The sequence below is a fragment of the Veillonella sp. ICM51a genome (assembly GCF_000524355.1).
In the GTDB taxonomy this organism is placed as follows: Bacteria; Bacillota; Negativicutes; order Veillonellales; family Veillonellaceae; genus Veillonella; species Veillonella atypica.
In genome coordinates this window covers 75,887-97,216 of sequence record NZ_JAPX01000023.1, presented here as the reverse complement: position 1 = coordinate 97,216, position 21,330 = coordinate 75,887, and the positions used below count along the sequence as shown (strand labels likewise).

Genomic DNA, 21,330 nt, shown 5'->3' with positions numbered 1-21,330 from the left:
ACATATACTATATGATGTCTATATAAAGAAATGGGAGGTGCAATGAAAACCGTTGCCTTTACAACTCTAGGGTGTCGTGTCAATCAGTATGATACGGATGCTATGAAGGGGTTATTTTTACAACATGATTATGAAGCTGTTGATTTTGATTCTAAGGCTGATATTTACGTTATTAATACATGTTCTGTTACGAATATGGGGGAGAAAAAGTCTCGTCAATTAATTCGTAAAGCTAAACGTCAAAATCAAGATGCTTATGTTATCGTTACAGGTTGTTATGCACAACTTGATCCTGATGCAATTGCTGCCATTGATGGCGTTAATCTAGTTATTGGCACAAACAATCGCTCAAAAATTGTTGAACTTGTTGAACAACTCGAAACAACAGAACGTCAAATTAATGCTGTTCGCGATATCATGAAAGAGTCTAATTTTGAAGAGATGCCATTATTTGGTAATGAATCTGATAAATCGAGAGCTTTCATGAAAATTCAAGAAGGTTGTAATAATTATTGTGCATTTTGTATCATTCCTTATACGCGTGGGAAACTAAAGTCCCGTAAAGTGGATGATATTGTAAATGAAGCGAAACGTTTAGTAGAACATGGATTTCATGAGATCGTTTTAACCGGGATTCACCTTGGAAACTATGGCGTTGAATTACCAGGAAGACCTACGCTAGCCGATGTGGTAAAAGCCCTCTTAGAAATTCCAAACTTACATCGCATACGTTTTGGATCTATTGAGTCTGTTGAAGTATCGGATGAACTCATAGAATTAATGGCTACGGATAAGCGCGTATGTCCACATTTACATTTACCTCTACAAGCGGGGTCAGATCATGTTCTAACATTGATGAAACGTCATTATACGCTTCAAGAATATAAAGATTTGATTAAGAATTTAAGAAATCGCATCCCAGATTTATCGATTACTACTGATATCATTGCAGGATTTCCACAAGAAACGGATGAAGACTTTGATGAAACAATGAATACGGTAAAAGAAATTGGCTTTACTCATATTCATGCATTTCCATATTCTATTCGTGAAGGTACACCGGCTGCAATAATGCCAAATCAAGTACCAGAAGCCGTTAAGAAGGCTCGCGTAGCGCTTTTAAATGATCTAAGCGAAAAAGGTTTACATGCGTATGCAACATCTCGTATAGGTAAACCTGGTGAAATCCTCATTGAAAAAGAGGAAAATGGATATTATACAGGCTTAACAAATGAATATATTCATGGTAGAGTTAAATCAGATGGTCAACACTCTATAGGTGATCTTATAGGCGGTACTGTGGTGGCTGTTGAAAAAGATTTTGTAATCATTGAATAAGATAGAGGAGGTCCCCATGAGCGACTGCATTTTTTGTAAAATTATTAATGGTGAAATTCCATCAAAAAAAGTATTAGAAAACGATAAATTCTATGCTTTTTATGATATTGAACCTGTAAAAAAAGTTCATGTACTCATTGTTCCTAAAAATCATGTTGCTAATATTGCTCATATTACAGAGAAGAATGAAGACTATGTTGAAGGTTTATTACCATTTGTTCGTGATGTGGCAAAAGAACTTGGTATTTCTAAGGATGGCTATCGATTGATTTTTAATACTGGCGCAAAAGCTGGTCAAAGTGTATTCCATATGCATGCTCATCTATTAGGTGGCGAAGAAATGGGTTGGCCTGAAGCGTAATAGCTTGTAATAGGAAATTATTAATTTTGAAGTAGTAAGACATCAAAAAATATTGATTTGTAATAAAATTCCTATAAAATATAGCGGTATATATTGACAGAATCTAGTGTTCTACATATAATATGTATATGTGCGTAAATAAAATTATCAGCACTTCCCTGAGATTAATTTTGGAGGGAGGGATATAGATGTCTGAAATTAAAGTCGGTAAAAACGAAACGCTTGAAAGTGCTCTTCGTCGATTCAAACGCTCCTGCCAAAAAGCAGGTGTTTTGTCTGAAGTAAGAAAACGCGAACACTACGAAAAACCAAGCGTAAAAAGAAAGAAAAAATCTGAAGCAGCAAGAAAACGCAAATTCAGAGCATAAGATGATTACCCTAATTCTGCCTTTTCATGGCTTCATGAAATCCAGAATTAGGGTTTCTTTATATATTAGTTTCTAAGGTGCTAATATGTATTTAATGATTGAGTCGTATAGGAGGTTCCCATGAGTTTAAAAGATCAATTAAAAGAAGATATGAAAGCTGCTATGAAGGCTCGAGAAGAAGGCAAAATAGCTTTATCTGTTATTCGTATGGTTAATAGTGCCATTAAGAATACAGAAATAAATGATAAAATTGAACTTGATGATAATGGTGTATTAGGCATTTTAGCTAAAGAAATGAAAACACGCCAAGATTCTCTTACAGAATTTGAAAAGGCAGGTCGTGAAGATCTAATTAGTCATGTTAAGGAAGAAATAGCTGTTCTTCAAAAATATATGCCAGCGCAAATGACAGAAGATGAAATTCGCGATGTTGTAAAAAAAGCCATTGCTGAGTGCGGAGATAATGTAAATATGGGCAACGTTATGAAACATGTTATGCCACATACTAAAGGCCGTGCAGATGGTAAATTAGTAAATACCATCGTAAAAGAATTACTAGGTTAATATTCTGGTAAAATTCTATAGAAATTTGTTGACAAGAATTTTCTCACTATGGTAATATGTACTCAAGAAAATAATTAGTCAATGAAGACTCCACTGGATAGGTATGCAATTTGTATATCTATATTGTTGGAGTCTTTTTTTATAGTTTAGGAGGCACAAATATGGCTACAAAAGAATTATTGTATTACATTCCTGCAGGTCAATATGGTAAAGAAGGTGTTTTATCTCTATTAGAACAACATCCAGAAATTAAATTCGTATCTTTAGTAGGTATCGATTTAGCTGGTAATGATACAGATGAAAAAATCCCAATGGCTGCATTCTTTGATGATTATGAAGCATTCTTTGAAGGCCGTGCTGTTCAAACTGATGGTTCCTCTGTAGTATTGACAAATATCGCTACATTGAACAATGCTCGTGTTGATATGTGGGGCGACCCAAGTGTAAACTGGTTTGTTGATTACAACTACGAAAACATTGATGAAGCAACAGGTTTGCCAACTGGTACACTTCGTATTCCTGCATTCTTGATGCATAATTACCGCTATGTAGATTCTCGTTCTATTTTGAAACGCAGCTGTGACTATGTTCGTGCAGAATTGTTATCCTTGATCAAAGAAAAAGGTTTACCTGGTATGCCTCATGTGAAAGCTGATGATGTGTTAGATATTGTTTTCACATCTGCTACTGAATTAGAATTCTGGGTAAAAACACCTTCTAAAACAGTTACTAAAAAAGAATTATCCGTTTCTCAACGTTTGCAAGAACAATACTGGCAACGTACACACGGTACTGTTCGTACTGCATTAGAACAAGCCGTAGAACGTCTTGATAAATACGGTATGGTGGCTGAAATGGGCCATAAAGAAGTTGGTGGTGTAAAAGCTAAACTTGATGAAGATGGTCATGAATCCGTTGTATTGGAACAATTGGAAATCGACTGGAAATTCTCTGGCAACCCATTACAAACAGCAGATAACGAATTACAAGCTCGTATTATCGTTCGTGAAGTATTCCGTGAAAATGGTCTTGATGTAACATTCAATGCAAAACCAATTATCGGTGTTGCTGGCTCTGGTGAACATACTCACTTTGGCGTAATGGCAAAATTAAAATCTGGCAAACTTGTTAACTTGTTCAGTCCAGAAGATATGAAAAAAGAATCTGCTAGCTCATTGGGTATTGGTGCAATCATGGGTCTATTGAAACACTATGAAGCTATTAACCCATTCATCAGCTCTACAACAGATTCCTTGAATCGTTTGAAACCTGGATTCGAAGCTCCAGTTTGTATCGTAACTTCCTTAGGTAATGATCCTTCTGAACCTAGCCGTAACCGTACAATCCTTTGCGGTTTGATTCGCGATATCGACAATCCTATGGCTACACGTTTTGAATTGCGTTCTCCAAACCCTTATACAAATACATACACTGCATTAGCATTGATTTTCATCTCTGCATTTGATGGTATGAAATATGCCATTACAAGTGGTAAAACGCAAGCACAATTGGAAGCAGAACTTTCCAAAGAAGCTGGTCAAGATGCGGATTACTTACCTAAAGAACGTGCATTCCGTTCTGAAAAAGATGTATTCGAAGACTACACTCAAGAAGAACGCAATCAAATGTTCGGCGTAGCGCCTGCAACAGTATGGGAAAACATTAAAGGTTATAAAAATAATCCTGAACTTGTAAATACATTGGCACAAGGTGATGCATTTGCTCATGATTTAATGGATTCCTTCATTGCATCCATTTTGAAACGTTGGAAACTCGTATTGGCTCATCGTATCATTCCTGATAATATGGATACAGTACGTAAAATGGTTTCCATTCACACAGATAGCCGCAATAGCATTGATGACAAACGCTTTGCAGAAGTTAATGACTTACGTTTCTATCTTGCAAAAGATAGCGATGATCGCAAATCCTTGTTCACACGTATTGTAGAAGCTTTACAATCTGAAGATTATGATACTGCATCTGCATTACAAATCGAAATGAATGACAAAATGGAAGAATTAGAAGCTAAATACGCTAATTACAGCAAAAACATTTTCTAATCCTTTGGATATGGATAAAGGTCCTACCGAAAATCGGTAGGACCTTTTTGAGTATTATAGAATCATAAATAATTATATTATTCATCGTGACCAATATATTTTTTTACCAATACTAAACTACATACGAGCACAAAAATAGAGATAGCCCATATGAGGATGTCAAAGGCTGTATCATGGGCAATAATTACTGATCGAACAATGGCCGTAATACCAATATATAGGAAAAAGTCTAAAGGAAAGTGAAAGTTATTTTTAAAGTACTTTACAATTAACGCAATAAACTCGAAATAGAGGAAGAAGGTAATTAATTCTTCAATAAGATTGTAATATGTGCTTTCATCATTAATATTGGCCCATGTAATAACACCTAAATTAATTAGTGAATTAACTAAAGCGATACACAAGGCTATACCAACGCCGAGGAGGGCGATATTTTTTATAGTTAATAATAGTTTTGAAAATTTAATCCACATACATAACTCCCATGAATAGAAAAAGGCCGTACGATGTACGACCTTAACAAGTAGCTAATATTAGATATCAGCTTTAATTGCTTCTAATGCTGCGTCAAAATTAACAGCTTGAGTTACTTCTGGAACATATTCAACATATGTTACTTTGTTATCTTTATTGATAACTACAACACCACGGGATAATAGACGTAATTCTTCGATTAAGAAACCATAGTTTGTACCGAAAGAAGCATCTTTGTGGTCAGATAATGTTTCTACTTTATCTACGCCTGCAGCACCGCACCAACGTTTTTGAGCAAATGGAAGGTCCATAGAAACTGTCAATACTACAATATCATCAGATAAACCTGTTGCATCTTGGTTGAACCAACGAGTTTGTGCATCACATACGCCAGTATCAAGAGAAGGTACTACGGAAATTACCTTTACTTTACCTTCATAATCTTTCAAAGTTTTAGGTTGTAAATCATTAGATAATACTGTGAAATCAGGTGCTTGTTGACCTACTTTAATTTCTGGGCCTACCAATGTAATAGGGTTACCTGCAAATGTTACAACACCAGTACGTTTTTCCATGTTTTATTCCTCCTAAGAGTTTATATACTAAATAGATTAAACAATGTTTCTATAGTTAGTATACCATTTCTATCCATTTTAGTAAACTAATTTTTTCGATATAGTTTGTTATTAATTTTGGATATAGTTCAGTTTAATGTTTTAGGTAGAAGAATTATGTAGTAAATGGTACGATAGAAAGAAAACAGGAGGTAGTCGATGAATCCATATGCAATTTTCAAGGAATTTTTTCGCCGTGAAGGTATATATTATCTCATCGGATTAACTATGCTAATCGCAATCGATGTAGCTTTTTTAATTGTACCACAATTAATTGGTAGTGCCATCGATACATTGAGTCATAATAAAGAGGGCTTAACCCATTATATATTGTATTTCATTGGTTTATTAATCATTATTACTGTATTGAAAGTTATATCACGTAGAACATTATTAGGATCTATTCGACGCATGGAGTATTTATTCCGCCAAAAATTATGTGCTCGTGCTTTAGAAATTCCTACTACATATTATGATGTTAACGGACCTGGTAAGGTAATGGCTTTAATGACAAATGATGTTACATCATTACGCGTTGCCCTAGGTTTAGGTGTTATGATCGTCGTTGATATTATTTTATATTCTATATTGGGCTCTATCATATTAATTCAAAAAATAGATTTTATTTTAGCCTTACAGATTATGACACCGGTTATTTTTATTTTAGGTTCAATTTTTACACTAGGCCGGCGTTTACGAAAGAAACAACGTCAGGCTCAAACTACATATAGTGACATGACAGAATTTGGGCAAGAACTATTCCAAGGCATGGATGTTATACGAGCTTTTAATAAAGAATCGATTATAGGAGGATTGTTTAATCGTATTAACAAGAAAAATTATTCCGATAATATGAGTGTAGCTATTCTTGATGCTATTTTATCGCCTCTAACTATGATTGCGCCATTTATATGTATCAGTATTAGTATGTATATATGTGGTACTTTAGCCGTAGAAGGCCTTATGACTGTCGGTGAATTCGTTACAATCAATGCTTTTATTATGCTTATTATAGGACCATTGATTTCTTTAGGTTCATTAGTAGCCATAGTTCAAAAGGGGATGGCCTCCCTTGATCGAATTATTGATTTTATGAGTCTACCTGCAGAATGTAATGACACTGATGGTAAACAACTTGGTTTAGGCGATATTGATATAAAATATTTAAATTTTACCTATGATGAATCTAAATCACCTGCATTACGTCAAATTAATATTACCTTCAAAAAAGGAGAGTTTGTAGGTATAGTGGGTAAGCCTGGCTCTGGTAAAAGTACACTCTTCAAATTATTATTAGGACTTCAAAAAGCACCATCAAAGACTATTTATATTAATAATCAAGATATTACGACATTGCCTATTGGTACTGTTAGAAATTCGATTTCTTATGTACCAACCCAGTCATATCTACTAAGTTCAACAATTGCTGACAATATTAGCTTCGGTTATGAAAATAAAAATCATACTACCGTTGCTGAAGCAGCCAAAAAAGCTCAATTATATCGTGACTTAGGAAAGGATTTGGAGAATCCATTAAGCGTATTAGCAGAGGAAGGGCGCGATTTATCAGGTGGTCAAAAACAGCGCATCAATATTGCACGTGGATTTTACAAAAATGCACCTTACTTATTATTAGATAATTGCTTCTCTGCTTTAGATGCCATAACTGTAGATAAAATGTTAGAAATATTGCAATCTACAAAGGATAAAACCATTTTATGTATATCTCAACGACTAGAGGTAATCAAGCATGCGGATCGTATCATTGTATTTGATGAAGGTAGAATTTGCGAAGTTGGAACACATGATGAGTTAATGTGTAAAAACGGTTTATATTATCAGATGTATACAGCTCAAAATAAGGAGGCCCAATAATGAAACTAAAGTATAATGATTGGCGCCTATTTACATATTTAACAAAATATATTAGGCCTTATTTATGGCTACTCATTTTGGCTAGTATAGCTCTTATTAGTAATCTATTATGCTCGCTTATACGTCCATATCTTTCTAAACAAGCTATCGATTTAGGCTTTGCTATGAAAGATTTGAATACTATTCAGCATTATGCTGGACTATATGCATTAACTATAGTTGGCAGCATTGTCTTTATTCTCCTACAAAACTATTTATTATCTACATTTGGGCAGAAGATTATTTTTCATATACGCAGTACGGTATTTGAAAAAATTCTTCATAAATCCGCCGAAGATTTTCAGTCTTTGCCTATAGGTAATTGGGTGACCCGTATTACCAATGACGTAGAATCATTGCGTACATTATATACAGATGTATTGCTAAAACTCATAAGCAGTGCATTGATGATTTTGGGCATATTAGCTTTTATGTATGCTATTAATGTGCCCTTAGCAATTGTTATGACCTTGTTGATTCCTATAATGGGGTTTATTATCTGGGTGTATCAAAAGTTTTCCAGAAAAGCTTTTAGACAAGTTCGTTCTTCTGTAGCAGCATCTAATTCGAGCATCAAAGAATTGTTAAATTACATATTAATTGTAAAAACTTATTTAGGTGAAAGAAGTATTGAACAACGGTATGATTCTGTTAATCGTGAGTTTTTAAAAGCCGGTATATTTGAGGTTACAACATTTTCTATTTTTAGACCTCTCGTAGATGGTTTGTTCTTTGTAGCACTTATTGTTATTTTTACAATGACAAATCTATTAGAATCCGTAGCAGATGCAGGCACGGTATTTGCATTTATACAATATATGGATCGATTCTTTCAACCTATGAAAGAAATTGCTGATAAATATAATTCCTTGCAAAGTGCATTGGCCGGTGCAGAACGATTGATTCCTATTTTGAATGAACCAAAGCGCGAGTTGATAACAACTGTTCCCAATGAATTTAAAACGATTGATACCATCGAATTAAAAGATGTGTATTACTCCTATGATAACAGTGATGTATATGCTTTGAATAACATTTCTTTTACAGTAAAAAAAGGGGAGTATCTTGGTATTGTAGGACTATCTGGTAGTGGAAAATCAACATTACTTTCATTATTGATGGGCATATTGCGCCCTACAAAAGGCAACATTTATATTAATGGTCATGATATTAGCCAATATGATTCTTCAATGATTAGAAATATTATGGGCTATGTATTTCAAAATGCATACTTATTTAAAGGTACGATTCAAGATAATCTTAATTTATATGATTCCTCTATCTCTATGGACACTATTATAGACGCTACTAAAAAGGTCAAATTACACGATATGATTGAATCTTTGCCAGATGGATATCAAACATCAGTAGGATATTTGGGATCGCTATTATCAGATGGCCAAAAGCAATTATTAGCCTTTGCAAGAACGTTGATTTTAAATAGACCGATTTTATTGCTTGATGAAGCAACGGCAAATATCGATAGTCATACGGAATCACAAATTCAAGAAAGTATTGAAACTATACGTGGTGAAAAAACAATTATAAATGTAGCGCATCGTTTATCAACTGTACAAAAAGCAAATAGAATTCTAGTTCTTTCTTATGGTAAGATTGTGGAAGATGGAACATTTGATGAGCTTATGCAACATAAGGGGGATTTTTACGAGTTATGGAATCACCAAAAATAGATTATATTCAATCGAAAGACAATAAGACTATAAAACATATTATCAGTTTACAACAGCGAAAATATCGGCAAAAATTTGGTGAATATACGGTGGAAGGAATTCGTGCTGTAACGGATATAGGAAAAAAAGATTGTTTGCGCTCTATTTTAATTAGAGAATCAAAGCGAAGTGAATTGGAACCACTAGTGCAAAAAGGTTTTACTGTTTCTTCCGTCTATGTAGTACAAGATCCAATATTTGATAAAATTGAGCACTCTGTAAACGGACAGGGTATACTAGGTATAGCGAAAAAATGTGTTAATGATTTGCATTCATTGATAGTAGAGGATGGATTATATGTCGCACTAGATGGTGTACAGGATCCGGGAAACTTAGGTACCATAATTCGTACAGCGGTGGCTGCTGGTGCAAAAGGTATATTCTTGTTAAAAGGAACCGTAGATCCTTATAACGAAAAATGCGTACGTAGTACGATGAGTGCGCTTTGTAATATTCCTATTTTTGAAGATGTAACATTATCTGAATTTTATGATTTCATAAAGGATAATACGATACAAACCTATGTTACCTCACTAGAAAATGCAAAACCTTATCATACCATTTCATATCCTAAACGAACCATGATTATACTCGGTAATGAAGGAAATGGAGTGTCTAGAGAAATTATTGAAATGTGTGATCAGGCTATTACAATTCCCATGTATGGTGATATAGAATCTTTAAACGTATCAATTGCGGCCGCCCTATGTATGTATAAAGTAAGAGAACAAATTTAATATATATTATAACGATACCCTGTCATCGATCATTTTTGATGACAGGGTATATAATTTTCTATAGTAGTATAAAATATGATTATCTATGATAGAAGGGTATATAAATTATGTGAAAACGATATAAAAAGTCCGTTTCCAGTATACAAGTATTACTATTTTGTATTGATTTTATATACCTGTATTTGTTAAAATAACATATATCTTTTCTGAGTGAACATTGTTTTTCCGTTTTTACGAATAAAGAGGCACGCATATGTCAAAATTAATTATAAATGCTGACGATTTTGGCCTTCATTCAGCTATAAATGAAGGTATTATCGTAGGGCATACTAAAGGTGCTATTACAAGCACATCTATATTGGCAAGTGGTGCTGCTTTTAATGAAGCAGTAGATATGGCAAAGGAATATCCAAAGTTGGGTATAGGTATTCACATTGCTTTGGTGGGAGGAATCGCTCCTGTAAGTGATCCTAGTGAAATTCCTAGTCTTGTAACAAACGAAGGTGTTTTTGTTGATAATTATATAGAGTTTATGAAGCGCATATATAGTGGCTCTATTAATTATGATGAAGTGAGAACAGAGATTACAAAGCAAGTTTCTAAAATTATGGAATCTGGTGTAAACGTAACTCATATTGATGGACACCAACATATGCATGTATTACCTAGTATTCTACCTATAGTTTTAGAACAGGCTATGCGATATAAAATTAAAGCTATACGTGTGCCAAATGAAAAAATAACATTTTTAAATGGCGTGCATAATCCTGTTCGTATTATGGGGAAATGTGGTTTGAGCACCGTGGCTGCTCAAGCATTGCCTAGCATTCGCGACAAGGGGATTTACTTTACACAATACTTCTGGGGTATGATTAATGGTGGTGCTTTAGGAGAAACAGAATTATTATCGATTTTAAAACAAGTTAGCTCTCTATCTGGGGCCCATGAAATTATGACGCATCCAGGTATTAGTGATGAAATTTTAAGAAATCAATATAATTGGGGTTATCATTGGCAAGATGAATTATCTGCTATGACATCCGATAATGTACGTAGATATATTTCACAACATAATATAGAACTCATTAATTATGGGGATTTGTTATGAGTAAGATGATGAGACGCGGCATATTTATGTTTGTCCTACTTTTTGCCGTATCTTTAGGAATCATTTATTATACTATCGATTTAGAAGCCCTAAAAACAATAACGACATTTAATGGTGAATCTTTGTTGCTTGCCATTATTGCACTTGCTTTAGGGATGTATTTTGATGGATTAAGATTGCAGCGCCTTGTAAAAATTGGCGGTTATCATTTATCAATAAAAGCTGTACTTCGGGTTATATTTAGCAATTATTTTATGGCTATGCTCACACCAGGTGCCAGTGGTGGAGCTGTGGCTCAAGTACTCGTATTAAGAAGCTATGATGTCCCGATAAGTAAGGGAACTCCAATCGTATTGATACGTACGGTTTTTTCAATCATGTTTTTAGTCATCATGTTACCGATTGTGTTTTTATATGACTCCATAGAAATACCATATATTTCAAGAGATATGTTATTACTATTTTCCTTCTTGGCCGTCATGGCCACCTTATTAGGAACATATCTTTTACAAACGGTATATATGAGGAAATTCGTATATAATCTAGCACAACGTTTTAAGGCCCATAAGACCAAAGATTGGTTGGCGAAATTAGAAACACTAAATCAAGGGCTTGCATTATTGTATAAAAAACCTACTCAATCCTTTATTGTATTTATCGAATCAGGATTAAGTTTATTATGCTTATACTGTATAGCACCGGCATTGATGTTTGCTTTTACTAATGATGTACCAATTATTACGATATTAGATAGAATGATATTATTGAATTTAATACTTTATTTTGCACCCACTCCAGGGGGAACAGGTATTGCTGAAGGATTATTCATTTTACTTTTTGCACCATTCGTACCGAGTGGCACTGTAGGTATTATAGCTGTGGCGTGGCGTGTGATGGCAGAATATGTACCATTTTTTATAGGTATGTATGCAGTATTAACTTTATATGGACGTCAGTTTGTTGCTCAGGAAACATCTAATTAATGTAAGGAGAATTAGTATGACAAAACCGAAAAAGGACAAATTTTATTTAGTTCAAGAAGATATTTTACCAGAAGCGATTAAGAAAACGATTAAAGTAAAAGAGATTTTGAAACTAGGTGAAGTAAAAACTATAAATGAAGCTGTTGAGAAAATGGATTTAAGTCGATCTGCTTATTATAAATATAAAGATTATGTATTTCCATTTTTTGAGATTGCTCAAGGAAAAATTGTTAGCATTACCGTTTCCATGTCCAATGAATCAGGTATGTTATCAAGTGTTTTAAAAGCAATAGCCGATAAAAACGGAAGTATCTTGACCATAAATCAAGATATTCCATTACAGGGTATTGCTAATAGTAGTATTTCTTTCGAAACCAAAAACTTGCAAGGTTCCTTAGAGGAATTATTACATGATATTCGCAATATGAAAGGAATTATTAAAGTAGAAATTTTAGGTCAAGCATAATATAAATGCTATATTGACCAGTCAAAAGAGAGTAGGACCATTATGAAGACCGTTAAAATAGCCTTATTAGGATTTGGTACTGTTTCCCAAGGAACATTTAATTTATTACAAGATAATGTCGATTTGATTACTAACAGAAGCGGTGTAACTATCGAGATTTCAAAAATATTTGTTCGCAACCCAGATAAATACACAAATATTACATTACCAAGCACTGCACAATACGTGACTAACATCGATGATGTGCTTAATGATGAATCGATTGCTATTGTCGTTGAATTAATGGGGGGCACTACATTTGCGAAAGATTGTGTTGAAGCAGCTTTAAAACATGGAAAAAGTGTTGTTACAGCCAATAAGGATTTATTAGCAGAAGCAGGCCCATATTTATTTGACTTAGCGTATAAAAACCACGTAGATTTACGTTTTGAAGCATCTGTATTAGGTGGCATTCCAATTATTAGAACATTATACGATTCTCTTGGCGGTAATCGAATTACTGAACTTGTTGGTATCATGAATGGTACAACAAACTTTATTTTATCTAAAATGACAGATGAAGGATTAAGTTACGGGGATGTATTAAAAGAGGCTCAAGATTTAGGCTATGCAGAAGCTGATCCAACTGCCGATGTAGAAGGATTAGATGCAGCTCGTAAACTTGCTATTTTAGCATCCATTAGCTTTAACCGTCGTATATTCTTCGAGGATGTAACTGTAGAAGGTATTACTAACATTGATACAGAAGATATTTCCTTTGGTAAGGAATTCGGATACAATATTAAACTTATTGGCATTGCAAAAGAATCGTCAAAGGGTTTATCTCTCAATGTATACCCTGCTTTCGTACCATTAACACACCCACTTGCATCTGTACGCGGCTCGTACAATGCAATTTATATTAAGGGTAATGGCATTGATGATGCCATGTTCTATGGACGTGGCGCCGGTAGTTTACCAACAGGCAGCTCCGTTGTTAGCGATATTATGGAAGTAGCTCAAAACGTAGCTTTTGAATCTACAGGACGTTTTAAACCATTCTACTTTGACCAAAAGAATATTTATTCTCCAGGTAAAATACAATCTAGTTACTACATGCGATTAGCTGTTGATAATAAAACTGGCGTTCTTGCAAAAATTGCTACAAAATTAGCAGAGCAAAAAATCTCTGTTCTTTCAATCGTTCAACGGAATAAAGATCCTGAAACAGCAGTACTTGCTATTGTGACTTCTAAATGTCCACATTCCTATATTTTAAATTTAATCGATTCTTTTAATAGCTTGCGCTCTGTGAAAGAAGTAAGCAGTGTAATCAGAATTATGGAAGCGTAATATTATGACAACTATTCGTGTACAAGTACCTGCTACAAGTGCCAACTGTGGTCCAGGATTTGATTGCCTTGGACTAGCATTAAATCTATATAATATTTTTGAATTTACACCTGATGCAAATGCTACATCTTTTAGCTATACATTTCATGGATATGGCGCTGATATATTAGAAAAAGAAGATCCTAAAAAGAATCTCATCGGCATAGCTATTGAACAAGTATTTGCTAAAGCACAAGAACCAATACAATATGGTCATATTAATTCAGAAACACTGATTCCGCCATCGCGTGGCCTTGGTAGTAGTAGTACCGCTATTGTAGGTGGGCTTTTACTAGCCAATAATCTCGTAAATAAACCACTTTCAAAAGAAGAGTTACTCATCATTGCCAATCGTATGGAAGGGCATCCAGATAATGTGGCACCAGCCATTTTTGGTAATCTTTGTTGTGCTACAGGCCTAAAAGATAAAGTGTTGAATACAGTTATCCCTGTACCAGAGTCACTTCATTTTGCTGTAGTCGTACCAGAGGTATTAGTTTCTACAGAATATGCACGATCTGTATTACCAAATCATGTGCCTTTTAAAGAGGCTGTTCAAAATGTGAGTCATGCATCGTTATTTGTAACTAGTTTAATTACGAACCAATTGGATAATCTTGCGGTTGCCTTGGAGGATAATCTCCATGTACCGTATCGAAAAACGTTGATTCCACATTGTGATAAGGTATTCTCTGCCGCAAAAGCCGCTGGAGCTTATGGTGCAACTATCAGTGGATCTGGTTCTACCTTGATTGCATATACAGATAAAGCTCACGTACAAACAGTAGCTGATGCAATGGGGCAAATCTTTGATTTCCATGGTATTGAGAACAAGGTATATGTGTTAGAGGCAGATACAGCAGGAGCCACAACTATTCAAAATGTGGTATAATAAATCTAGTTAAGGCATAGTCCAAAAACTTATGTTGGAGGACTCTATGAATAATTTTAAAACAACAATGTTACTAGCCACTTTAATAGTGATACTAGTATTATTAGGCGATGCCTTTGGCGGCGCTCGTGGAATGATGTTAATGTTCATCATATCTGCAGGCATGTCAATAGCATCGTATTGGTATAGCGATAAGATTGTGTTAGCACAATACAATGCACAACAAGTTACCGCTCAATCAAACCCAAAACTATATGGTATGGTTGAACAATTAGCTAAAAACGGTAAACTACCAATGCCAAAGGTTTATATCATCCCTACGGACGTACCAAATGCATTTGCAACTGGTCGTAATCCAGAACATGCTGCGGTAGCTGTAACAGCCGGAATTCAACGTTTATTAACAGATGATGAATTAGCGGGCGTTTTAGGTCATGAATTAACACATGTTAAAAATCGTGATACCCTAATTAGTACTATTGCTGCCATTATTGGAGGCGCTATATCTACTATTGCCCATTTTGGTATGTTCTTTGGTGGTCGCTCTGATGACCGCGATGATAATGTCAATCCACTTGCGTTGATTGGTATGGTTATTTTGGCGCCTATAGCAGCTGCTATTATTCAGATGAGTATTTCTCGTACTCGTGAATATTTAGCTGATGAGGGTGGGGCTATGTTAAGCAAGAACCCTTTAGGACTTGCATCGGCATTGGCTAAAATTGAAGAATATTCTAAATATGGAACATTACCTAATGCCAATAATGCTACAGCGCATATGTTTATAATTAATCCTATGATGGGTATTGGTGCTAGTTTGTCGAATCTTTTTAGCACACATCCTAGTACTAAGGATCGTATTGCTAGATTGAAAAAACTATCTCTAAATCCACATTATAGATTTTAATAAAAGGGAGGTTTAAAGATGGAAGAAACTTTAGTTCTTATTAAACCAGATGGTGTAAAACGTCAAATCTGTGGTGAAATTCTTACACGTTATGAACGTAAAGGCTTAATCATTAAAGCTATGAAATTACTTCAAACTCCAAAAGAATTAGCACAAGAACATTATGCAGAGCATAAGGATAAACCATTCTTTGGTGAATTGGTTGATTTTATCACTTCTGGACCTGTACTAGCTTTTGTACTAGCTGGTAAAAATGCCGTTACTTCTGTACGTACTATCAATGGTGCAACTAATCCTGTAGATGCCACACCTGGTAGTATTCGCGGTGACTATGCCTTAACTATGGATTCTAATGTTGTACATGCATCTGATTCAGTTGATTCAGCAGCACGTGAAATTCATTTATGGTTCCCAGAATATAAATAACATCTAATTAGGAGGTAAGCCATGGGTAGTAGTGTTTATACAAAAACAGGTGATCAAGGTACAACAGGTCTTTATACAGGTGAACGTGTAAAGAAATCTTCTCTTCGCGTTGAAGCCTATGGTACGATTGATGAGCTTCAAGCCTTCTTGGGATTAGCTCGAGCTTATGCAAAGAACGTAAGAGTACAAGCTGAGTTACTCGATATAGAACGTTCCTTATGGACGTTAATGGCTGATATTGCTAGCTTGAATCAAGCACCACAAATAACAGATCAACAAGTAAAACATTTGGAAAAGGTTATCGACCGTTTTGATGCAAAATTAGAACCTCTTGCAGAATTTATTCTACCTGGTGAGAATAAATCTTCTGCCTACTTACATGTATCTAGAACAGTTGCTCGTCGTGCAGAACGTGATTTATGGCGTGTATTAGACGCTGGTGAAAGCGTACATGAATCTAATTTGCGATACTTAAATCGACTATCTGATTTATGCTTCATATTAAGTCGTGTAGAAGAAGAAATCGGAGAAGAATAAACAAAAAAAGCTATGTCTTCACATAGCTTTTTTCTTTATTAAGATTGTGTAATTTCTTGATTCAATACATCATGTGGACTTGGATAGAAAAAGAAGATATGAGGAATTTGATATCTAAATTTTTCACGCAATAAATCTGCTAATGTTGTCTCAAAATTTATAATTTTAGATGCATCAAAAGAAAAATCCTCTACTAATACAAACATTTGTGGTTCCACAATAGGTGCATTAGGAGGTAATTCAGAAGGGTCTAGCGGAACATTAACAACTACACGACATGTACCAATATATCCACCTTGACCATCTTCAATAGCTACACGATAGGTATTTTCCCAAAGGGTAGACATCATTTTTAATTTCATATTCATAATTTCCATAGTGTATCTCCTTTTGTTATACTAATAATGATACAGAAATTATATATACTTGTATAGGTGGTTTATGAAATCTACAATTATTCTATGCTCCGGAGGAGCTCGTAGTGGAAAAAGTGAATTTGCAGAACAATTAGCCTTATCCTTAAAAGGGCGCAAGGCATATGTTGCTACAGGGCAAGCTTTTGATGACGAAATGAAAGATCGTATTAAAAAGCATCAATTGCGCCGTGGTAAAGAGTGGATTACCTTCGAAATTCCACTATACTTACACAAAAATTGGGAACAAATTAAGAATGTAAGTGATGTCATCTTGATTGATTGTCTTACAATGTTTACATCAAATCACGTCTTTGCTCATGGGGATATCAATTCGCAGGAAGATGCTAATCGTATTGAATCTATTATTTTAGAAGAGTTGCGACTATTATTACAGGAAATTAATAACAGTAATGATAAAACTGTTATTTTTGTGACCAATGAAATTGGATTAGGTATTGTACCGGAAAATAAATTGGCAAGATATTTCCGCGATATAACTGGTCGTGTAAATCGAGAGGTTGCTAGTGCTGCCAATAAAATGTACTTAACAATTAGTGGAGTAACCATAGAATTAAAATCTCAGGAGGTTCATATAAATGGCTAAAAAAATCATGTTCCAAGGAACGAGCTCTAATGTAGGCAAAAGTATTTTATGTACTGCATTATGCCGCATTCTTTATCGAATGGGCTATAAAACGGTGCCATTTAAAGCACAAAATATGGCTTTAAACTCCTATGTAACCAAATGGGGTGATGAAATTGGACGAGCACAAGTTGCCCAAGCTGAAGCAGCTGGTATTGATCCTATTGTACAGATGAACCCTGTATTGCTTAAACCTACAGGAAATCAGTCATCTCAAGTCGTATTAATGGGCAAACCAGTTGGTGTCTATAGTGCTAAAGAATATCATACTCATTACTCCTTAACAGCTCTTGATAAGGTCAAAGAATCTCTTGCCTTTCTCGATGAAAATTTTGAAATGATTGTCATCGAAGGTGCTGGTAGTCCTGCTGAGGTTAATTTAAAAGCTAATGATATCGTAAATATGCGTATTGCTAAAATGACACAAGCGCCTGTATTTCTCATTGCCGATATAGATAGAGGTGGTGCTATTGCTTCTATTGTTGGTACATTAGAATTACTCGAACCAGAAGAACGCGATTTAATAAAGGGGATCGTAATTAATAAATTCCGTGGCGATATTAAGTTATTAGAACCAGCATTGACTTTCATCGAAGAAAAAACAGGTAAAAAAGTAGTTGGTGTTATTCCTGCCATAGAAAACCTTGATATTGATGAAGAAGATTCTGTAGCTTTGGAAAATAAAAAGAGTGTAGGTTCTAAAGACATTCAAATTGCTGTAATCCAAACACCTAAAATCTCTAATTTTACAGACTTTGATGCATTGAACTATGAACCAGATGTATCCGTTCGTTTTGTCGGTTCTGGAGATGTTATTGGTACGCCTGATTTGATTATTTTACCAGGTTCTAAAAATACATTGGCTGACTTAACATATTTAAAAAACTCCGGCTTAGCTAATGAGATTAAAGAGCTCGCGGAAAAAGGAACTCCTGTAATCGGTATTTGCGGTGGTAACCAAATGCTTGGTACTGCTATATATGATCCGCATCACATGGAAGGGGATATTGAGGAGAGTGAAGGTCTCGGTTTAGTTAACTCTACTACAACCATGAAGGATCAAAAAACGACACATCAAGTCACATTTGATGTTGAGAATTTACATTTCCTTAACGGTACATTTTCTGGTAGTGAACTTGTAGGCTATGAAATTCATATGGGGGATACAACACCAAATGATAATACTGTAAAACGTTGTTTTACCATTACTAAACGTAGTGAAACTCCTATAACGGTCGTAGATGGGTTTATCGATGGTCGTCATCAAGTTATGGGTACCTACATTCATGGTGTTTTTGATAATGATGAATTCCGTCGTTTTATTATAAATCAATTGCGTTTACGTAAAGGATTAGATGAAACACCTGTTGTTTTCCATTATTTCGAACATAAAAACAATGCGTATAATCGTTTAGCAGACATCGTAGAAGAACATTTGGATATGGATTACATTATGACTCTATTAAAGGATAATGGGTGATATTAATGGATTTAAACATTCTCTTAGAGTGGTTTAAACACTACAACTATGTGTGTATTCCAATTTTGGCATTTATTATTGATACGATTATTGGGGATCCCAATAGTAAGTTTCATCCTGTTGCCCTAATTGGTCGTGTCATATCATTTTTTGAGGCTGTATTTTATAAAGATACAGATAATGATACAAAAAAACTTTGGTATGGTGGTATTGCAGTTGGATTTATATTGTTAACCATTTATATCATAGCCTCATTAATTCTATGGATTGGTAGTCTCATTAATGAATGGGTAGAATATTCTATTCAAGTTCTCATCGTGTACATTACAATTTCACCTCGTTCATTAGGTGCGGCTGGATTTGAAATTAATAGATTGCTTAAACAAGGTCGTATCGATGATGCAAGACATCGCGTTTCATGGATTGTAGGGCGCGATACAGAAGATCTTGATGAAAGTGAAATCACTCGGGCCACAGTAGAAACGATATCAGAAAATACTATTGATGGCATAATTTCACCACTATTTTTCTTTATATTAGGTGGTCCTATAGGAGCTATATTATATCGCACAGCTAATACTATGGATTCCATGTTGGGATATAAGAACCAAAAATATATGTTCTTTGGGCGTGTGGCGGCTCGTTTAGATGATATATTAAATTGGATTCCAGCACGACTAACATTCCTATTATTAGTTATTTCTGCCTTTATATTACGATTTGATGGCAAATCCGCATTTCGTATTGGTCTTCGCGATGCCTATAAACATCCTAGCCCTAATGGTGGCTATGCAGAAGCGCCTGTAGCAGGGGCATTGCACATTCGCCTAGGCGGTTATAACCAGTACTTTAAAAAGATGACGTTTCGTGAATATATGGGTGATGCATTAGAAACACTAAATCGACTACATATTACTCGATCTATATATATGATGTATTTGTCAACAATACTTATGATAATCATCACCACTATAGTCGCTTATCAATTTATGGAGTAATACATAGATGACACCTTTCTTTATAGCTTTACAATTTCTAACTAGACTAAAAATAGTAAATCAAACAGAATGGTCCATGGAAGATTTTGGTAAGTCTGTTGGTACATTTCCTTTTGTTGGATTGATCATCGGTATATTTTTAACCCTAATTTATTTTATATTCTCTCAATTTTTGTCACCTATGCCATTAATGCTTATTATCGTTATTAGTGAATTTTTGTTCACCGGTGGTTTACATGCTGATGGATTAATGGATACAAGTGATGGACTTTTTTCTGGCCGTGAAAGAGAGAAAAAACTAGAAATAATGAAGGATAGCCGTGTAGGTTCCTTTGGGGTTGTAGCTTTTGTATTTATCACATTGTTAAAATGGCAACTGTTAACTGCAATTCCTATACCTGAATTTATACCTATTATACTTGTAATGATGCCTCTCATGAGTAGATACACATTGATTTTAAGTATTCGCTCTTATCCATATGCTCGAAAATCGGGTATGGGACAGGCCTTTGCAGTATATGCACCAAAACATGTCATCACATGGAGCACGATTTCTACTTTCTGTATGCCTATTATTATTTGTTTACTTTTATCGTTACTATATGTAATCGCTTTAGGTATAACAAGTATACTTTCGATTCCCTTTATACCATATAACATAGCTATTTTTGGCCTAGCATACGCTTTGGTAGGCTTAATGGAAATCAATATTTTCTCGATGATCGTTAGCTATATCATCAACCGTATTATCAATCATTATATAGTTAAACAACTAGGTGGAACGACTGGTGATACATATGGCTTCGTTGTTGAAGTAACAGAGGTCTTGTTGATATTAGTATATATAATTACGTTGACATTATTATCTTCTGTTGTGAAAGCTCCTATTCTTTAATCATTTAATTATACATAGATTGTTTTATTGTGTAAGGAGGATTTA

At 34.7% G+C, this 21,330-nt stretch carries 23 protein-coding genes; 20 read left to right on the top strand and 3 right to left on the bottom strand.

All coding sequences use genetic code 11. The features are described from left to right. Nucleotides 1-42: 42 nt before the first annotated feature. The 5 genes from mtaB (at nt 43) to HMPREF1504_RS03555 (ending at nt 4,694) form a co-directional block, all read left to right on the top strand. Nucleotides 43-1,338, top strand: coding sequence for a tRNA (N(6)-L-threonylcarbamoyladenosine(37)-C(2))-methylthiotransferase MtaB (gene mtaB, locus HMPREF1504_RS03575; protein ID WP_038123494.1), 1,296 nt, complete (start codon nt 43-45; stop codon nt 1,336-1,338). Between the two features lie 16 nt (nt 1,339-1,354). Further along, complete coding sequence (locus HMPREF1504_RS03570; RefSeq protein ID WP_005378992.1) at nt 1,355-1,699, top strand: histidine triad nucleotide-binding protein; 345 nt, start codon at nt 1,355-1,357, stop codon at nt 1,697-1,699. A 188-nt stretch (nt 1,700-1,887) separates the two neighbouring features. After that, on the top strand, nt 1,888-2,067 hold the full coding sequence (gene rpsU / locus HMPREF1504_RS03565; protein WP_004695751.1) for a 30S ribosomal protein S21: 180 nt from the start codon (nt 1,888-1,890) through the stop codon (nt 2,065-2,067). Nucleotides 2,068-2,187: 120 nt separating this feature from the next. Further along, on the top strand, nt 2,188-2,631 hold the full coding sequence (locus HMPREF1504_RS03560) for a GatB/YqeY domain-containing protein (protein WP_005379010.1): 444 nt from the start codon (nt 2,188-2,190) through the stop codon (nt 2,629-2,631). Nucleotides 2,632-2,792: 161 nt separating this feature from the next. Continuing rightward, nucleotides 2,793-4,694, top strand: a complete 1,902-nt coding sequence (locus tag HMPREF1504_RS03555; RefSeq protein ID WP_038123491.1) for a glutamine synthetase — start codon at nt 2,793-2,795, stop codon at nt 4,692-4,694. Between the two features lie 77 nt (nt 4,695-4,771). Here HMPREF1504_RS03555 and HMPREF1504_RS03550 read toward each other — a convergent pair whose 3' ends face one another. Both HMPREF1504_RS03550 and tpx read right to left on the bottom strand, forming a co-directional pair. After that, entirely contained in the window at nt 4,772-5,167 is a 396-nt protein-coding gene (locus HMPREF1504_RS03550) for a phosphate-starvation-inducible protein PsiE (RefSeq protein ID WP_005378783.1), read from the bottom strand. Nucleotides 5,168-5,227: 60 nt separating this feature from the next. Continuing rightward, nucleotides 5,228-5,743, bottom strand: a complete 516-nt coding sequence (tpx, locus tag HMPREF1504_RS03545) for a thiol peroxidase (protein ID WP_038123489.1) — start codon at nt 5,741-5,743, stop codon at nt 5,228-5,230. 198 nt (nt 5,744-5,941) lie between these two features. Here tpx and HMPREF1504_RS03540 point away from each other — a divergent pair, with 198 nt between their 5' ends. The 11 genes from HMPREF1504_RS03540 (at nt 5,942) to HMPREF1504_RS03490 (ending at nt 16,853) form a co-directional block, all read left to right on the top strand. Continuing rightward, nucleotides 5,942-7,657 (top strand): ABC transporter ATP-binding protein, encoded by a 1,716-nt coding sequence (locus tag HMPREF1504_RS03540; protein ID WP_038123487.1) that lies wholly within the window; start codon nt 5,942-5,944, stop codon nt 7,655-7,657. Further along, the gene (locus HMPREF1504_RS03535; protein ID WP_038123484.1) at nt 7,657-9,387 is read left to right on the top strand and encodes an ABC transporter ATP-binding protein; all 1,731 of its coding nucleotides are present in this window, start codon (nt 7,657-7,659) and stop codon (nt 9,385-9,387) included. The genes HMPREF1504_RS03540 and HMPREF1504_RS03535 overlap by 1 nt, the downstream gene beginning before the upstream one ends. Then, a complete protein-coding gene (locus tag HMPREF1504_RS03530; RefSeq protein WP_038123483.1) occupies nt 9,369-10,163 on the top strand; it encodes an RNA methyltransferase in 795 nt (264 codons plus the stop codon). Before HMPREF1504_RS03535 ends, HMPREF1504_RS03530 begins: the two co-directional genes overlap by 19 nt. Nucleotides 10,164-10,416: 253 nt before the next feature. Continuing rightward, nucleotides 10,417-11,271: a ChbG/HpnK family deacetylase gene (locus HMPREF1504_RS03525; RefSeq protein ID WP_016475564.1), complete on the top strand. Its 855-nt coding sequence runs from the start codon at nt 10,417-10,419 to the stop codon at nt 11,269-11,271. Next, entirely contained in the window at nt 11,268-12,254 is a 987-nt protein-coding gene (locus tag HMPREF1504_RS03520) for a lysylphosphatidylglycerol synthase transmembrane domain-containing protein (protein ID WP_005383313.1), read from the top strand. Before HMPREF1504_RS03525 ends, HMPREF1504_RS03520 begins: the two co-directional genes overlap by 4 nt. 16 nt (nt 12,255-12,270) lie before the next feature. Next, nucleotides 12,271-12,720 carry an ACT domain-containing protein gene (locus HMPREF1504_RS03515; protein WP_005379031.1) on the top strand — a complete coding sequence of 150 codons (450 nt, stop codon included), beginning with the start codon at nt 12,271-12,273 and terminating at the stop codon, nt 12,718-12,720. Between the two features lie 42 nt (nt 12,721-12,762). Beyond that, nucleotides 12,763-14,052 carry a homoserine dehydrogenase gene (locus HMPREF1504_RS03510; RefSeq protein WP_038123479.1) on the top strand — a complete coding sequence of 430 codons (1,290 nt, stop codon included), beginning with the start codon at nt 12,763-12,765 and terminating at the stop codon, nt 14,050-14,052. A gap of 4 nt (nt 14,053-14,056) precedes the next feature. Further along, the gene (thrB, locus tag HMPREF1504_RS03505) at nt 14,057-14,983 is read left to right on the top strand and encodes a homoserine kinase (protein WP_038123477.1); all 927 of its coding nucleotides are present in this window, start codon (nt 14,057-14,059) and stop codon (nt 14,981-14,983) included. Between the two features lie 46 nt (nt 14,984-15,029). Continuing rightward, nucleotides 15,030-15,890, top strand: a complete 861-nt coding sequence (gene htpX, locus HMPREF1504_RS03500; RefSeq protein ID WP_005379787.1) for a zinc metalloprotease HtpX — start codon at nt 15,030-15,032, stop codon at nt 15,888-15,890. 18 nt (nt 15,891-15,908) lie between these two features. Next, nucleotides 15,909-16,316, top strand: a complete 408-nt coding sequence (gene ndk / locus HMPREF1504_RS03495; protein ID WP_005378852.1) for a nucleoside-diphosphate kinase — start codon at nt 15,909-15,911, stop codon at nt 16,314-16,316. Between the two features lie 21 nt (nt 16,317-16,337). After that, nucleotides 16,338-16,853, top strand: a complete 516-nt coding sequence (locus HMPREF1504_RS03490; protein WP_038123476.1) for a cob(I)yrinic acid a,c-diamide adenosyltransferase — start codon at nt 16,338-16,340, stop codon at nt 16,851-16,853. Between the two features lie 38 nt (nt 16,854-16,891). Here the strand turns inward: HMPREF1504_RS03490 and HMPREF1504_RS03485 are convergent, their stop codons facing one another. Further along, nucleotides 16,892-17,230 carry a hypothetical protein gene (locus HMPREF1504_RS03485; protein WP_005379051.1) on the bottom strand — a complete coding sequence of 113 codons (339 nt, stop codon included), beginning with the start codon at nt 17,228-17,230 and terminating at the stop codon, nt 16,892-16,894. A 64-nt stretch (nt 17,231-17,294) separates the two neighbouring features. Between HMPREF1504_RS03485 and cobU the strand changes: the two genes are divergently transcribed. The 4 genes from cobU to cobS are packed head-to-tail and all read left to right on the top strand — an operon-like array spanning nt 17,295 to nt 21,285. Continuing rightward, nucleotides 17,295-17,873, top strand: coding sequence for a bifunctional adenosylcobinamide kinase/adenosylcobinamide-phosphate guanylyltransferase (cobU, locus tag HMPREF1504_RS03480; RefSeq protein ID WP_038123474.1), 579 nt, complete (start codon nt 17,295-17,297; stop codon nt 17,871-17,873). Then, complete coding sequence (locus HMPREF1504_RS03475) at nt 17,866-19,392, top strand: cobyric acid synthase (RefSeq protein ID WP_005378845.1); 1,527 nt, start codon at nt 17,866-17,868, stop codon at nt 19,390-19,392. The genes cobU and HMPREF1504_RS03475 overlap by 8 nt, the downstream gene beginning before the upstream one ends. Before the next feature lie 5 nt (nt 19,393-19,397). Continuing rightward, on the top strand, nt 19,398-20,390 hold the full coding sequence (cbiB, locus tag HMPREF1504_RS03470) for an adenosylcobinamide-phosphate synthase CbiB (RefSeq protein WP_038123472.1): 993 nt from the start codon (nt 19,398-19,400) through the stop codon (nt 20,388-20,390). Nucleotides 20,391-20,397: 7 nt separating this feature from the next. After that, the gene (cobS, locus tag HMPREF1504_RS03465) at nt 20,398-21,285 is read left to right on the top strand and encodes an adenosylcobinamide-GDP ribazoletransferase (RefSeq protein ID WP_038123469.1); all 888 of its coding nucleotides are present in this window, start codon (nt 20,398-20,400) and stop codon (nt 21,283-21,285) included. Nucleotides 21,286-21,330: the final 45 nt, after the last annotated feature.

Bases quoted from the DNA above. Each gene is read 5' to 3' on its own strand.
- HMPREF1504_RS03555 (WP_038123491.1), top strand. From the start codon at position 2,793: ATGGCTACAAAAGAATTATTGTATTACATTCCTGCAGGTCAATATGGT.
- ndk (WP_005378852.1), top strand. From the start codon at position 15,909: ATGGAAGAAACTTTAGTTCTTATTAAACCAGATGGTGTAAAACGTCAA.
- HMPREF1504_RS03550 (WP_005378783.1), bottom strand. From the start codon at position 5,167: ATGTGGATTAAATTTTCAAAACTATTATTAACTATAAAAAATATCGCC.
- thrB (WP_038123477.1), top strand. From the start codon at position 14,057: ATGACAACTATTCGTGTACAAGTACCTGCTACAAGTGCCAACTGTGGT.
- cbiB (WP_038123472.1), top strand. From the start codon at position 19,398: ATGGATTTAAACATTCTCTTAGAGTGGTTTAAACACTACAACTATGTG.
- HMPREF1504_RS03520 (WP_005383313.1), top strand. From the start codon at position 11,268: ATGAGTAAGATGATGAGACGCGGCATATTTATGTTTGTCCTACTTTTT.
- htpX (WP_005379787.1), top strand. From the start codon at position 15,030: ATGAATAATTTTAAAACAACAATGTTACTAGCCACTTTAATAGTGATA.
- HMPREF1504_RS03515 (WP_005379031.1), top strand. From the start codon at position 12,271: ATGACAAAACCGAAAAAGGACAAATTTTATTTAGTTCAAGAAGATATT.
- cobS (WP_038123469.1), top strand. From the start codon at position 20,398: ATGACACCTTTCTTTATAGCTTTACAATTTCTAACTAGACTAAAAATA.
- HMPREF1504_RS03530 (WP_038123483.1), top strand. From the start codon at position 9,369: ATGGAATCACCAAAAATAGATTATATTCAATCGAAAGACAATAAGACT.
- HMPREF1504_RS03510 (WP_038123479.1), top strand. From the start codon at position 12,763: ATGAAGACCGTTAAAATAGCCTTATTAGGATTTGGTACTGTTTCCCAA.
- HMPREF1504_RS03525 (WP_016475564.1), top strand. From the start codon at position 10,417: ATGTCAAAATTAATTATAAATGCTGACGATTTTGGCCTTCATTCAGCT.
- HMPREF1504_RS03475 (WP_005378845.1), top strand. From the start codon at position 17,866: ATGGCTAAAAAAATCATGTTCCAAGGAACGAGCTCTAATGTAGGCAAA.
- HMPREF1504_RS03560 (WP_005379010.1), top strand. From the start codon at position 2,188: ATGAGTTTAAAAGATCAATTAAAAGAAGATATGAAAGCTGCTATGAAG.
- cobU (WP_038123474.1), top strand. From the start codon at position 17,295: ATGAAATCTACAATTATTCTATGCTCCGGAGGAGCTCGTAGTGGAAAA.
- mtaB (WP_038123494.1), top strand. From the start codon at position 43: ATGAAAACCGTTGCCTTTACAACTCTAGGGTGTCGTGTCAATCAGTAT.
- HMPREF1504_RS03535 (WP_038123484.1), top strand. From the start codon at position 7,657: ATGAAACTAAAGTATAATGATTGGCGCCTATTTACATATTTAACAAAA.
- rpsU (WP_004695751.1), top strand. From the start codon at position 1,888: ATGTCTGAAATTAAAGTCGGTAAAAACGAAACGCTTGAAAGTGCTCTT.
- HMPREF1504_RS03490 (WP_038123476.1), top strand. From the start codon at position 16,338: ATGGGTAGTAGTGTTTATACAAAAACAGGTGATCAAGGTACAACAGGT.
- HMPREF1504_RS03540 (WP_038123487.1), top strand. From the start codon at position 5,942: ATGAATCCATATGCAATTTTCAAGGAATTTTTTCGCCGTGAAGGTATA.
- tpx (WP_038123489.1), bottom strand. From the start codon at position 5,743: ATGGAAAAACGTACTGGTGTTGTAACATTTGCAGGTAACCCTATTACA.
- HMPREF1504_RS03570 (WP_005378992.1), top strand. From the start codon at position 1,355: ATGAGCGACTGCATTTTTTGTAAAATTATTAATGGTGAAATTCCATCA.
- HMPREF1504_RS03485 (WP_005379051.1), bottom strand. From the start codon at position 17,230: ATGGAAATTATGAATATGAAATTAAAAATGATGTCTACCCTTTGGGAA.